The 13,264-nt window shown below is 60.0% G+C and carries 12 protein-coding genes; 5 read left to right on the top strand and 7 right to left on the bottom strand.

Annotated elements, in window-relative coordinates:
* The first annotated feature begins 5 nt into the window (after positions 1-5).
* From ACYZUD_RS28185 to ACYZUD_RS28175, 3 genes are read left to right on the top strand one after another with little or no spacing between them, the layout of a single operon-like run.
* The gene (locus ACYZUD_RS28185; protein WP_462021132.1) at positions 6-377 is read left to right on the top strand and encodes a septal ring lytic transglycosylase RlpA family protein; all 372 of its coding nucleotides are present in this window, start codon (positions 6-8) and stop codon (positions 375-377) included.
* 50 nt (positions 378-427) lie between these two features.
* Entirely contained in the window at positions 428-1,489 is a 1,062-nt protein-coding gene (locus tag ACYZUD_RS28180; protein WP_462021131.1) for a calcium/sodium antiporter, read from the top strand.
* The gene (locus ACYZUD_RS28175; RefSeq protein ID WP_462021130.1) at positions 1,486-1,866 is read left to right on the top strand and encodes a carboxymuconolactone decarboxylase family protein; all 381 of its coding nucleotides are present in this window, start codon (positions 1,486-1,488) and stop codon (positions 1,864-1,866) included. Before ACYZUD_RS28180 ends, ACYZUD_RS28175 begins: the two co-directional genes overlap by 4 nt.
* A gap of 130 nt (positions 1,867-1,996) precedes the next feature.
* Here ACYZUD_RS28175 and ACYZUD_RS28170 read toward each other — a convergent pair whose 3' ends face one another.
* From ACYZUD_RS28170 to kdgD, 5 genes are all read right to left on the bottom strand, one after another.
* Entirely contained in the window at positions 1,997-2,938 is a 942-nt protein-coding gene (locus ACYZUD_RS28170; protein WP_462021129.1) for an AEC family transporter, read from the bottom strand.
* Positions 2,939-3,106: 168 nt separating this feature from the next.
* Complete coding sequence (garD, locus tag ACYZUD_RS28165; protein ID WP_462021128.1) at positions 3,107-4,660, bottom strand: galactarate dehydratase; 1,554 nt, start codon at positions 4,658-4,660, stop codon at positions 3,107-3,109.
* An 11-nt stretch (positions 4,661-4,671) separates the two neighbouring features.
* Positions 4,672-6,036 (bottom strand): MFS transporter, encoded by a 1,365-nt coding sequence (locus ACYZUD_RS28160; RefSeq protein WP_462021127.1) that lies wholly within the window; start codon positions 6,034-6,036, stop codon positions 4,672-4,674.
* A gap of 192 nt (positions 6,037-6,228) precedes the next feature.
* On the bottom strand, positions 6,229-7,674 hold the full coding sequence (locus tag ACYZUD_RS28155; protein ID WP_462021126.1) for an aldehyde dehydrogenase family protein: 1,446 nt from the start codon (positions 7,672-7,674) through the stop codon (positions 6,229-6,231).
* Positions 7,675-7,747: 73 nt separating this feature from the next.
* On the bottom strand, positions 7,748-8,659 hold the full coding sequence (gene kdgD / locus ACYZUD_RS28150; protein WP_462021125.1) for a 5-dehydro-4-deoxyglucarate dehydratase: 912 nt from the start codon (positions 8,657-8,659) through the stop codon (positions 7,748-7,750).
* A 239-nt stretch (positions 8,660-8,898) separates the two neighbouring features.
* Between kdgD and ACYZUD_RS28145 the strand changes: the two genes are divergently transcribed.
* Together ACYZUD_RS28145 and ACYZUD_RS28140 are read left to right on the top strand one after the other, a co-directional pair.
* A complete protein-coding gene (locus ACYZUD_RS28145; RefSeq protein ID WP_462021124.1) occupies positions 8,899-10,203 on the top strand; it encodes a phospholipase in 1,305 nt (434 codons plus the stop codon).
* A gap of 14 nt (positions 10,204-10,217) precedes the next feature.
* On the top strand, positions 10,218-10,409 hold the full coding sequence (locus tag ACYZUD_RS28140) for a hypothetical protein (protein WP_462021123.1): 192 nt from the start codon (positions 10,218-10,220) through the stop codon (positions 10,407-10,409).
* A 148-nt stretch (positions 10,410-10,557) separates the two neighbouring features.
* On the opposite strand, the gene ACYZUD_RS28135 is transcribed toward ACYZUD_RS28140, so the two are convergent.
* Positions 10,558-11,307, bottom strand: a complete 750-nt coding sequence (locus ACYZUD_RS28135; RefSeq protein ID WP_462021122.1) for a FadR/GntR family transcriptional regulator — start codon at positions 11,305-11,307, stop codon at positions 10,558-10,560.
* A gap of 214 nt (positions 11,308-11,521) precedes the next feature.
* Positions 11,522-13,249: an ABC transporter ATP-binding protein/permease gene (locus ACYZUD_RS28130; RefSeq protein ID WP_462021121.1), complete on the bottom strand. Its 1,728-nt coding sequence runs from the start codon at positions 13,247-13,249 to the stop codon at positions 11,522-11,524.
* Positions 13,250-13,264 lie beyond the last annotated feature (15 nt).

The following is a 13,264-nucleotide window of genomic DNA, read 5'->3' as shown; positions in this document are numbered from 1 at the left end:
TTTGAATGAAACGTCTACTTGGTGCCTGCGCCCTGATCTCTCTGCTGGCCGGTTGCGCCAGTACGGATGTCGTCGATCCACACGGCTACGACAAGACAGGCGTAGCGTCCTATTACGGCGCCAAACACCAAGGTAAACGCACCGCCAGCGGTGAGCGTTTCGACAAGAATTCATTGACCGCCGCCCATCGCCAGTTGCCGTTCGGCACGCGGGTGAAGGTCACCAACCTGAGTAACGACAAGTCCTGCGTGGTTCGCATCAACGATCGCGGCCCGCACACTCGCGGGCGCCTGATTGATCTGTCTCATGAAGCAGCCGAACAGCTGGGCATGCTTCGCAGCGGCACCGCGCGAGTTCGCGTACAAGCACTCGACTGATAAACGGAGCGCCGACCATTTTCGGACTTGCCGATTTACCCCTGCTCAGTGTGATTGAACTGCTCAGCGGCCTGGTATTACTGATCGCCGGCGCCGAGCTGATGGTGCGCGCCGCCGTGCGCCTGGCCGCGCGGCTGCATGTCAGGCCATTGATCATCGGCCTGACCGTCGTCGCCCTCGGCAGCAGCGCCCCGCAGATGGCGGTCAGCCTGCAAGCGACCCTGGCGCAAAACGCCGACATCGCCGTCGGCAGCGTGATCGGCAGCAGCATCTTCAACATCCTCGTCACCCTCGGCCTTTCGGCGCTGATCATCCCGCTGCGGGTCTCGCGGCAATTGGTGCGCCTGGACATTCCGCTGATGATTGGCGCCAGCCTGCTGGTGTTCGTATTGGCCTGGAATAAAGAGCTGAACCGAACCGACGGAATGCTGCTGCTGGCGGCCCTGGCGTTGTATCTGGGTTTGTTGCTGCGCCAGTCGCGGCACTCGACGCGTCCACAATCGGATCATGACGAAACGCCAAAAACCCTCTGGTTCAGCAGCCTGCTGATGATCGTCTGCGGGCTGGCGATGCTAGTGTACGCCGGGCACTTGTTGTTGGGCGCGGCGGTGACGGTCGCGACGGATCTGGGGCTGTCGGAGCGGATCATCGGCCTGACCATCGTCGCCGTCAGCACGTCCTTGCCGGAACTGGCCACCTCGTTGATCGCCGCATTGCGCGGTCAGCGGGACATCGCCGTGGGCAACGTGATCGGCAGCAACCTGTTCAACCTCCTGGGCGTGCTGGGGCTCACTGCACTGATCGCACCGACACCGCTGTCGGTGTCGCCCAACGCCCTGGAATTCGACTTGCCGGTGATGCTCGGCGTCGCCGTGCTGTGCCTGCCGATGTTCTATACCGGCTACCGGGTGACCCGCGCCGAAGGTCTGCTGTTTTTGGGTTTGTACCTGGCTTACGGTCTGCACGTGGTGTCGTTCACCACCGGCATGCCGCTGGCCGGCAAGCTTGAACACCTGATGCTGTTTTTTGTGCTCCCGGCGCTGGTGGCGTTTTTGCTGTTTACGTCGCTGCGCGCCTGGCATCGCCAACACCACAAGAGGGAATTGCCATGACCGATATCAAAAAGCCTGGCGTTGAAGTTCGCCGCCAAGTGATGGGTGACGCCTTCGTCGACCGCGCGCTGGGCAATGCCACCGAGTTCACCCAGCCGCTGCAGGATTTCGTCAACGAGCACGCCTGGGGCGGTGTGTGGAATCGCGAAGGCCTGCCGCTGAAAACCCGCAGCCTGATCACCCTCGCCGTGCTGACCGCATTGAAGTGCCCGCAGGAATTGAAAGGTCACGTGCACGGTGCGCTGAACAACGGCTGCACCGTGGAAGAGATTCGCGAAGCGTTGCTGCATTGCGCGGTGTATGCCGGTGTGCCGGCGGCGGTCGATGCGTTTCGGGCGGCGCAGGAAGTGATTGATAGCTATCAGAAGCCTGAGTAACAAGCAGACATTTGTATTGGCAGTGAGATGGCTATCGCGAGCAGGCTCGCTCCCACATTGGCAATGCATTCCAAATGTGGGAGCGAGCCTGCTCGCGAAGAGGCCCTGAAGAACACCGCAAAACTCTCGGTTAAATCCACCCACCCCACTGCAACAAAAAGATCCCGATATTGGTGGTGATCGCCGCCATCAATGTGGTGATCACGATGATCGCTGCCGCCAGTTCATGATTGCCATTGGCCGCCCGGGCCATGACAAAACTGGCCGCTGCGGTCGGGCTGCCGAAGTACAGGAACAGAATCCCCAACTCCGCCCCACGAAAGCCCCACAGCCACGCACCCAGCGTCGCCAGCACCGGCAGGCCGATCATCTTCACCAGGCTTGAGCTCAGCGCCATATTGCCGCTTTTGCGCAACGCCGCCAGCGACAGCGTGCCGCCGATGCAGATCAGTGCCAGGGGCAAGGTGGTTTGCGCCAGATACTGGCCGGACGTTTCCAGCCAGCCCGGCAAGCCGATCTGAAAGTAGGCAAACGGCGCCGCCGCAATGACGCTGATGATCAACGGGTTGATCATCACGCTTTTGCAGATGCTCCACGGATCGGACTTGATCACCGGGCTGTACACCGCCAGCACGATGGTCGAGAGCGTGTTGTAAAACAGGATGACCAGCGCTGCGAGAATCGCCCCGAGGGAAATCCCGTAATCGCCGTACATGCTCGCCGCGAGCGCCAGGCCGATGACCCCGTTGTTGCCGCGAAACGCGCCTTGGGTGTAAATCCCCCGGTCTTCACGCGGACACTTCCAGATAGCCCAGCCCCAGGCGATGGCAAAACACGCCAGCGTGGCCAGCGAAAAATAGATCAGCAACGCCGGTTGCAACGCCGCGTGCAGGTCGGCATGCAGGATGCCCAGAAACAGCAACGCCGGCATGGTGACGTTGAACACCAGGGCCGACGCGGTGTGGATGAAGTTGTCGTTGATCCAGTCGATGCGCTTGAGCAGCACGCCCAGAAACAGCATGGCAAACACCGGCGCGGTGATGTTCAGGGTTTCGAGGAAAATAGCCAGCATGCCGGGGGCAACCTTGGGTGAGCGTCGTTAGGAGGCTAATGATAAGCCACCCAGGACCTTGGTGTCTGGTAGACCGCTATCGCGAGCAGGCTCGCTCCCACAGTTGATCTCCAGTGTTCATGAGATCAGTGTGGGAGCGAGCCTGCTCGCGATGCAGTCGACGCGGTCTCAGGTGATCGGCGCCGGGTTGAACAAGGTGATGTCGTTATGCAGCTTGTGCTGCTCCGCCCACGTCTGCTTCTTGCCGCTGGCCACGTCCAGGTAGTAGTGAAACAACTCCCAGCCCAGCTCCTCGATTGAAGCCCGCCCGGTCGCAATTCTCCCGGCATCGATGTCAATCAGGTCCGGCCAGCGTTGCGCCAGTTCAGTCCGGGTCGACACCTTCACCACCGGCGCCATCGCCAAGCCATACGGCGTGCCACGCCCGGTGGTGAACACATGCAGGTTCATCCCCGCCGCCAACTGCAACGTCCCGCAGACAAAGTCACTGGCCGGCGTCGCGCAGAAGATCAGCCCTTTGCGCTTGAATCGTTCGCCAGGGCCAAGCACCCCATTGATCGCGCTGCTGCCGGACTTGACGATCGAGCCCAAGGACTTCTCGACAATGTTCGACAACCCGCCCTTCTTGTTCCCCGGCGTGGTGTTGGCGCTGCGGTCCGCTTCGCCCTTGGCCAGGTAACGGTCGTACCAGTCCATTTCCCGCACCAGTTCCTGGGCGACTTCTTCGGTTTCCGCTCGGGAAGTCAGCAGGTAAATCGCGTCGCGCACTTCGGTGACTTCGGAAAACATCACCGTCGCGCCGGCCCGCAGCAACAGGTCCGAGGCGTAGCCCAGGGCCGGGTTGGCGGTGATCCCGGAAAATGCATCACTGCCGCCGCACTGCATGCCCAGGATCAGTTCAGACGCCGGCACGGTTTCCCGGCGACGTTGATCGAGCTTCTTCAAACGGGTTTCGGCCAACGCCATGATCTGCTCGATCATCTCGGTGAAACCGTGACTCGAATCCTGCAAGCGGTACAACCACGGCTCGCTCAAATCCACCGAGCTGTCGTCCTCGTGCATCACCTGCCCGGCCTGCAATTTCTCGCAGCCCAGGCTGATGACCAGTGCTTCGCCTCCCAGGTTCGGGTTGCGCGCCAGGTTGCGCACGGTGCGGATCGGGATGTACGCGTCGGTGGCGGTGATCGCCACGCCACAGCCGTAGCTGTGGGTCAGCGCCACCACATCATCGACGTTCGGGTACTTGGGCAGCAATTCTTCCTTGATGCGTTTGACCGCATGATCGAGCACGCCGGTGACGCACTGAACCGTGGTGGTAATCCCGAGAATGTTGCGCGTGCCGACGGTGCCGTCGGCGTTGCGATACCCCTCGAACGTGAAGCCTTCCAGCGGTGCTTGCGCGGCCGGCACGTCGGTGGACAGCGGCAAGCTGTCCAGCGGTGGCGCCGTCGGCATGCGCAGTTGATCTTCCTTGACCCAGCTGCCGCGCGGAATCGGCTGCAAGGCGTAGCCGATGGTCTGGCCGTAACGAATCACCTGCCCGCCCTCGGGGATATCCTCAAGGGTGACCTTGTGGCTCTGCGGCACAAAGTCCACGGTCACCAGACCGTCAGGAAACTCGGTGCCGGCCGGTACGCCCTGATCGTTGACCACGATCACCACATTGTCCCGCTCGTGCAGGCGGATGTAGCGCGGCGAGTCGGAATGTTCAATCAACTGCATGACGCCGCTCCTCAGGAATGCGCTTCAGATAATTTGGTCAGTTCAGGACCGGTGCTTGGCGGCTCTTTGAGCACCACGCGTTTGATCGGGCCCACGATAACCAGGTAACTGAATACAGCCACCAGCGCGTTGCAACCGACGAACACCAGGGCCCATTTGAATGAACCGGTGGAGCTGATGATGTAGCCAATCACGATCGGGGTCGTGATCGAAGCAATGTTGCCGAAGGTATTGAACAGGCCACCGCTGAGACCGGCGATCTGTTTCGGCGACGTGTCGGACACCACGGCCCAACCCAACGCACCCACGCCTTTGCCGAAGAATGCCAGGGCCATGAAGCCGACGACCATCCATTCAACGTCCACGTAGTTACACGCCACGATGCTGCTGGAGACCAGCAGGCCCGCAATGATCGGCGCCTTGCGGGCGAAGGTCAGGGAATGGCCCTTGCGCAGCAGGTAATCGGAAATCACGCCGCCGAGCACGCCACCGATGAAGCCGCAGATCGCCGGCAACGAGGCAATGAAACCGGCCTTGAGGATGGTCATGCCGCGTTCTTGCACCAGGTACACCGGGAACCAGGTCAGGAAGAAGTAGGTGATGCCGTTGATGCAGTATTGGCCGAGGTACACGCCGAGCATCATGCGGTTGGTCAGCAACTGGCGGATGTAGTCCCACTTCGGCCCGTCGACCTTTTTGCCTTTGCCTTTGTCCTGGTCCATGTCGACCATGCCGCCGTTGTCGGCGATATGTTTGAACTCGGCGTCGTTGATCATCGGGTGTTGGCGCGGGCTGTAGATCACCTTCAGCCAGATCCCCGAGAAGACGATGCCGATCACGCCCATGACGATGAACACGTGCTGCCAGCCGAAGCTGTAGACGATCCAGCCCATCAGCGGCGCGAACAACACCGTGGCGAAGTATTGCGCCGAGTTGAAGATCGCAGACGCCGTACCGCGCTCCGCGGTCGGGAACCAGGCCGCGACAATGCGTGCGTTACCGGGGAAGGATGGCGCTTCGGCCAGACCCACCAGGAAGCGCAGCATGAACAGCGCAACCACCGCCGTGGACATGCCGAATTCGCCGACATAACCCTGCAGCACGGTGAACAATGACCAGGTGAAAATGCTCAACGCATAGATTTTTTTCGAGCCGAAACGGTCCAGCAGCCAGCCACCGGGAATTTGCCCGGCCACGTAGGCCCAACCGAATGCAGAGAAGATGTAACCGAGGGTGACCGCGTCGATGCCGAGGTCTTTTTGCAGGCTGGAGCCCGCGATGGCGATAGTGGCCCGGTCGGCGTAGTTGATCGTGGTCACCAGGAAAAGCATGAGCAGAATCAAATAGCGGACGTGAGTCGGCTTGGTCGCTTGCATGTAGATGTACTCCCACTGATTATTTTTATGCGCGGGTGGAACGGGTGTGTTCCCTGTAGGAGCTGCCGAGTGAAACGAGGCTGCGATCTTTTGATCTTTAACAGCAAAGATCGCAGCCTCGTTTCACTCGACAGCTCCTACAGGGGTTTGCGGTATCGGCGCCACCGAGGTAGCGCCAGACACAGCGATAAATCAGGAACCGATGTAGCTGGTCTTCACGACCGTGTAGAACTCTTGCGCGTAGCGACCTTGCTCACGTGAGCCATAGGATGAACCTTTACGGCCACCAAATGGAACGTGGTAATCCACGCCAGCGGTCGGCAGGTTGACCATCACCATCCCGGCCTGGGAGTGGCGTTTGAAGTGGTTGGCGTACTTCAACGACGTGGTGGCAATGCCCGCCGACAAACCGAACTCGGTGTCGTTGGCCATTTCCAGTGCGGCTTCGTAATCGGCCACGCGGACGACGTTCGCCACCGGACCGAAGATTTCTTCGCGGCTGATACGCATCGCGGCTTCGCTGTCGGCAAACAGGGTTGGCGCGAGGAAGTAGCCTTCGGTGTCGCACGTCACCAGACCGCCGCCGCTGACCAGACGTGCACCTTCGGACTGGCCGATGTCGATGTACTTCAGGTCTTGCTCAAGCTGAGCCTGGGACACGACCGGACCGATGTCGGTGCCGGTTTTCAGCGCGTGACCGACCTTGATCGACTTCATGCGCTCCGCCACGGCTTCGACAAACTTGTCGTGAATCCCGGCGGTGACGATAAAGCGGCTCGAAGCGGTGCAACGCTGGCCGGTGGAGTAGAACGCGCTCTGTACCGACAGTTCGACCGCTTGTTTGAGGTCGGCGTCGTCGAGAATGATCTGCGGGTTCTTGCCGCCCATCTCCAGTTGAACCTTGGCCTGGCGCGACACGCAGCTGACGGCGATCTGACGACCGACACCAACGGAGCCGGTGAAGCTGATGCCGTCGACTTTCGGGCTCTGGACCAGCGCATCGCCAACCACACGACCGCTGCCCATGACCAGGTTGAACACGCCGGCCGGGAAGCCTGCGCGGGAGATGATTTCTGCCAGCGCCCAGGCGCAACCCGGCACCAGATCGGCCGGTTTCAGCACGACGCAGTTGCCGTAGGCCAGGGCCGGGGCGATTTTCCACGCCGGGATCGCGATCGGGAAGTTCCACGGCGTGATCAGACCGACGACACCCAGCGCTTCGCGAGTGACTTCAACGTTGACGCCCGGACGCACCGACGGCAGGTAATCGCCGGACAGGCGCAGGCATTCACCGGCGAAGAACTTGAAGATGTTACCGGCGCGGGTCACTTCGCCAATGGCTTCGGGCAGGGTCTTGCCCTCTTCCCGGGCCAGCAAGGTGCCGAGCTCTTCGCGACGAGCGAGGATTTCGCTGCCGACTTTATCCAGTGAATCGTGGCGAGCCTGAATGCCCGAAGTCGACCACGCCGGGAACGCGGCGCGAGCGGCGTCGATGGCGGCGTGAACCTGAGCCAGATCGGCCTTGGCGTATTCACCGATGGTATCGGTCAGTTCGGACGGGTTGATGTTGGCGCAGTAGTCGGCACCGGCGACCCATTGGCCGTTGATGTAGTTATCGAAACGCTTTGTATCAGCCACAACGCTTTCCCCTAAAAAGAAGTCCTCACACAAAAGGCCGCTGATTGCTCAGCGGCCTTGTTTAATCGGGTTGTTACTGTGCACCTTGCTTGTCAATCAGCGCGGCCAGAGCTTCGTACTCTTCCGGCAGCAGATCGGTCAGCGGCGCACGCACAGGACCTGCGTCATAGCCGACAATTTTTGCCCCGGCCTTGACGATGCTCACGGCGTAACCGGCCTTGCGGTTACGGATGTCCAGGTATGGCAGGAAGAAGTCATCGATGATCTTGCCGACGGTGGCGTGATCTTCACGGGCAATGGCGTGGTAGAAATCCATCGCGGTTTTCGGGATGAAGTTGAACACCGCCGAGGAGTACACCGGCACGCCCAGCGCCTTGTAGGCTGCGGCGTAGACTTCAGCGGTCGGCAAACCGCCCAGGTAGCTGAAGCGATCGCCGAGGCGGCGACGGATCGACACCATCAACTCGATATCGCCCAGGCCATCCTTGTAGCCGATCAGGTTCGGGCAGCGCTCGGCCAGGCGTTCCAGCAGCGGCGCGGTCAGGCGGCACACGTTGCGGTTGTAAACCACCACGCCGATTTTCACCGATTTGCACACGGCTTCAACGTGGGCGGCGACGCCGTCCTGGCTGGCTTCGGTCAGGTAGTGCGGCAGCAGCAACAGGCCTTTGGCGCCCAGACGCTCGGCTTCCTGTGCGTATTCGATGGCTTGACGAGTCGAACCGCCGACACCGGCCAGAATCGGCACGCTGGTTTCGCAGGTGTCGACGGCAGTCTTGATGATTTCCGAGTATTCGCTGGCCGCCAGAGAGAAGAACTCACCGGTGCCGCCCGCGGCGAACAGTGCCGAGGCGCCGTATGGGGCCAGCCATTCGAGACGCTTGATGTAGCCAGCGCGGTTGAAATCGCCCTGGGCATTGAAATCGGTGACCGGGAAAGACAGCAGGCCGGAAGAGAGGATGGACTTCAGTTCTTGTGGATTCATTATTCGAACACCCTGGGTAGCGACGTATGTGTGTGAGAAAACCGTTCAGCCTTCGCCGAAGTTGTAGGTCATCGTACAACTTAAATAATAACCGTCAACTGCATTTCATCGCCGCCCTCGAAATTCGAATCAGAAAAGTAATTTCTTGACGTAGGAAATATCTCCTCTATGCTCGGAATAGCTGTATATACATACAGTTATTTTTTAGATCGTACCGACGACATATCAAGGAGATAGAAATGTCAGGTCTACACACGCAACCGCTGGAAAAACCGAAACAGGTCATTGCCGGGCTGGATGATCTTTTTACCGAGGATGGCATTGCCATCACTCACGGCGATGCGCTGGTTCTGCGCCTCGCCGAGCTTCGTACCGAGACGCCTCACCCCTCTGCCTCCGTCCCCGGAAAAGCCTTGAAAGGCCAGCCGCAGCTGAGGTTCGAGGGAGGTGAACACACCGCGATCGGCGACACTACGCTGCTCGGCTTCGTCAAGAATGCACCCGCCATACCGGCCTCACAGGTCGAGTTGCACTTACCTAACGGGTTGGCGCTGACCTACGGTCAAGTCGTTGCACTAGGCGGTGATTTCTATGGAATCCCCGATCAACCGATCAGCGAAGGCGCGACCCCCACCGATCGAATTCAGCGGTTTACCAATGCCTTCAACTCCCTGGCCGTACTGCCGGCGTCCAATGCCGAGGCGAAGCTGATCCTGGGTGTCATGCAAAAGGAAATCGCTGCGGTTAAACAGGATATCAAGGACGGCAAACAACCTCACGAGGCCTATGACGCCCTGGGTGATACGTTATCGGAAGAGTGGAACAAGATCACCGGCGGCGGCAGTTTCGCTTCGGCGCTGTTCCCGTTGGGGCGTTATCTGAAACTCGCGGCGAACAACGCGGACCACTTTGGCGAATGGGCATTGCTGGCCTATGTCGCCGGTCACACCGCGGCGCTGCAACAAGCGGTGCTGGCCCACCATAGCGGCGATGAAAAGCAGCTGGAGCTGGCCTATGCGATGAACGCGTTTGCCGATCATTACCTGACCGATCTGTTTTCCGCCGGTCACCTGCGAGTGCCACGCAAGCAGCTAGCGGCGGTCGTTACGCCCAGCGATCTGGGCTCGTTGATCACCCGTTTCATGCACGACGAAGACAGCAAGTTCGGCCTCAATGTGCGCAACGGCAATGGCGATCAGTGGCACGCCTACGGCGACAAGCGTTACTTCGATGCGATCGACAGCGCCAATCGTGTCCAGGTTAATCAGGCGGTTCAGGTGTCTGCGGATGAAGTGTTCGCAGCGTATCTCAGTGGCATCGCCCCCTCGCCCACCAGCTTCGCTGCGTTGAAATGGCTGCCTGATCTGCAAGCGGTGTTGAACCCGACGGGCAATTTCTCGCCGCTGTTCAAGGTCGAGGGCAGCAAGGTGCTGCGGCGCAAGGACGTCAACAACCTGAACGATACCGCCACCGTTGATGACTGGTGGGGCTGGAGCACTTACCTGCTGCTCAAGGACTACAACCCGACTGGCAATGTCGCCTGATAAGGAGATCGAAGATGACTATCAAACTGAAACTGGAACTGGCCTCGGGCCAATCGCTTGAGGGTGCGCCGTTGGAGTTGTTGGCTGATGGCAAGCCGATTGCGCGAGGCGTTGTGGATAAAAACGAAAGGGTGACGTTCGATGTTAAATCTTCGGCTGCCAAGTTGGCCGTGAGAGTGGATCGCTCGATTCTGAAAACCGGCTGAGGCAAATGCCCCCATCGCCGGCAAGCCAGTCTCGCTCCCACATTTGATCGAGAGTGAACATCCATACTGTGTTCACTACAGATCCCTGTGGGAGCGAGCCTGCTCGCGATGGCAATCCAGAGGACAATAAAATTGCCCAGCCTGGAAATTACCCCCGCTGCGCCTCTGCTTCTTCATGCGCATGGCGCAACCGCTCGCGGCTGTTCGTCAAATGCAGGCGCATGGCCGCGCGGGCCGCATCGGAATCCTGCCGTGCAATCGCGTCGTAAATCTCTTCGTGCTCACGGCTCAGGCGATTCATGTAGTGCTGCTGGTCGTCATGGGCCAGGCGCGCGGAGTTGAGGCGCGTGCGCGGAATGATGCTGGTGCCCAGGTGGGTCATGATGTCCGTGAAGTAGCGGTTGCCGGTCGCCAGGGCGATTTGCAGGTGGAACTGGAAGTCGGACGCCACGGCATCGCTGGCGTGGGAGACGCTTTCACTCAGCGCATCCAGCGCCGCACGCATCAACGCCAACTGCTCGGGGCTGCGGCGTTGCGCGGCGAGGCCGGCGGATTCCACTTCGAGGCTGATGCGCAGTTCCAGAATCGCCAACACGTCACGCAAGGTGACCACGGTCGCCGGGTCGATGCGAAAACCGCTCGGGCTCGGGGTATCGAGCACGAAAGTGCCGATGCCGTGACGGGTTTCCACCTGCCCGGCCGCCTGCAAACGGGAAATCGCTTCGCGCACCACGGTGCGGCTGACGCCATGGGCATCCATGATCGCCGACTCGGTGGGCAACTTATCGCCGCGCTTGAGGTGACCGTCGCGGATCTGCTCGGACAGCACCGTCACCAGTTCCTGTGCGAGGCTGCGGCGCTTGCGAGGGAAGCGTGGGGCGTCGATCGGGTTTTCCATGGTGAACGTCTTTCTCGAAATTGCGGCTGAAACCGCATCATAGCGCAAGCGGGTTGTACGATCACCCGTCGACCTGTGGGATCAAATCGCCTGATCGCTGAAAACCTTGTAGGAGCTGTCGAGTGAAACGAGGCTGCGATCTTTTGATCTTCGGTTTTTGATCAGAAGATCGCAGCCTCGTTTCACTCGACAGCTCCTACAGAAGGTAGCGTTGCTAGGCGGTCACGGTCTGGTCCACCAGATGCCCATTCTCGATACGAACATGCCGTGGATGGAAACGCTTCAGGCTGCTGCGATGCCCGACGCTGACAATGCTCAGCCCCGGTATTTCATCGATCAACGCCTGATACAGCGACGCCTCATCCTCTTCATCCATCGCCGAGGTCGCTTCATCCATGTACAGCCATTGCGGCGCAAAAAGCAGTGCGCGGGCAAACGCCAGACGCTGTTGCTCACCCGGCGACAACATGCGCTGCCAGTGATTCGCTTCATCCAGACGCGAAACCAGGTGCGGCAAGCGGCAAACTTCCAGCACATGCGCATAGCGTTCGTGCGGGTAGGTATCGCCGGACTGTGGATAACTCAGCGCTTCACGCAGCGTGCCAATCGGCAAATAAGGCTTTTGCGGCAGGAACAGGTAACGCGCCGTCGGCAGGCGAATACTGCCGTGACCCGCTGGCCACAGATGCCCCATCGCCCGCAGCAAGGTCGACTTGCCGCTGCCGGAGCGGCCGCTGAGCATGACGCGCTCGCCCTCCTCCACAGTCATGTCGGCGTTGGTCAGCAGATGACGACCATCCGCCAGGTCGAGGCCGAGGTTGTGCACCTTCAACGCTGAACCAGAATTTTGCACGTCGATGGCCGGCACTCGCTCTTCGTTGTCACTCATGGCCTGGCGGAAACTCAGCAGACGATCACAGGTGGCGCGCCACGCGGCGAGATCCTGATACGCACTGATGAACCAGCTGAAGTTCTCCTGGACGTTGCCGAAGGCGGAGTTGATTTGCATCAGCTCGCCGAGCTCGATCTTGCCGGCGAAATAACGCGGCGCAGCGACCATGAACGGAAAGATGATTGCGATCTGGCCATAACCAGACGTAAAGAAGGTCAGGCGCTTGGACACTTTCATGATGTCCCAGAAGTTGTGCCAGACCAGCCCGAAGCGGCCGCTCAATCGACGGTTTTCATTGGGCTCGCCGTTATACAGCGCGATGCTTTCGGCATTCTCGCGAACCCGGACCATAGAGAAACGCAGGTCGGCTTCGAAGCGTTGTTGATTGTTGTTGAGACCGATCAGGCGACGACCGATCACATGCGTCAGCCAACTGCCGACGGCGGCATAAACCAGTGCGCACCAGAACATGTAGCCAGGAATGGTGAAGCCAAACACTTCGATGCTGCCCGACACGCCCCACAGGATGATCGAGAACGACACCAGGCTGACGATGTTGCGGATCAGGCCCAGCCCCAGGCCAAGAGTGTTGGAGGTGAAGCTGTTGAGGTCTTCGGAAATCCGCTGGTCCGGGTTATCGGTGTAGCCGCCCTGCTCCAGCTGGTAGTAGTTCTTGTGGCCGAGCCAGCGGGAGAAGTGCTGCTCGGTGAGCCAGGCCCGCCAGCGAATGGTCAGCATCTGGGTCAGGTAGAGCCGGTACACCGCGCCGAGAATCGCCACCGCTGCAATGCCGCAGAAATACAGGATCAACTGCCAGAAGGCCGCTTCGTCCTTCTTTTGCAGGGCGTTGTAGAAATCCTTGTACCAACTGTTGATCCACACCGAAATCGCCACGCTGAACAGCGACAGCGCGATCACGGCGATCAGCAACGTCCAGGCCTTGCCCTTCTCTTCGCTGCGCCAGTAAGGCGTGGTCATCGCCCAGACTTTGCGAAAAAACTGCCCGCGCACAGCATCGTTGACCGCGGAATACTCAGCGTTCTGATTCATGGATAAGGCTCGATA

Source organism: Pseudomonas sp. XS1P51, assembly GCF_054897845.1.
The sequence above is the reverse complement of the archived record's forward strand: the minus strand, read 5'-3'. Positions and strand labels throughout refer to the sequence as shown.

Bases quoted from the DNA above. Each gene is read 5' to 3' on its own strand.
- ACYZUD_RS28185 (WP_462021132.1), top strand. From the start codon at position 6: ATGAAACGTCTACTTGGTGCCTGCGCCCTGATCTCTCTGCTGGCCGGT.
- ACYZUD_RS28175 (WP_462021130.1), top strand. From the start codon at position 1,486: ATGACCGATATCAAAAAGCCTGGCGTTGAAGTTCGCCGCCAAGTGATG.
- ACYZUD_RS28170 (WP_462021129.1), bottom strand. From the start codon at position 2,938: ATGCTGGCTATTTTCCTCGAAACCCTGAACATCACCGCGCCGGTGTTT.
- garD (WP_462021128.1), bottom strand. From the start codon at position 4,660: ATGCAGTTGATTGAACATTCCGACTCGCCGCGCTACATCCGCCTGCAC.
- ACYZUD_RS28160 (WP_462021127.1), bottom strand. From the start codon at position 6,036: ATGCAAGCGACCAAGCCGACTCACGTCCGCTATTTGATTCTGCTCATG.
- kdgD (WP_462021125.1), bottom strand. From the start codon at position 8,659: ATGAATCCACAAGAACTGAAGTCCATCCTCTCTTCCGGCCTGCTGTCT.
- ACYZUD_RS28145 (WP_462021124.1), top strand. From the start codon at position 8,899: ATGTCAGGTCTACACACGCAACCGCTGGAAAAACCGAAACAGGTCATT.
- ACYZUD_RS28140 (WP_462021123.1), top strand. From the start codon at position 10,218: ATGACTATCAAACTGAAACTGGAACTGGCCTCGGGCCAATCGCTTGAG.
- ACYZUD_RS28135 (WP_462021122.1), bottom strand. From the start codon at position 11,307: ATGGAAAACCCGATCGACGCCCCACGCTTCCCTCGCAAGCGCCGCAGC.
- ACYZUD_RS28130 (WP_462021121.1), bottom strand. From the start codon at position 13,249: ATGAATCAGAACGCTGAGTATTCCGCGGTCAACGATGCTGTGCGCGGG.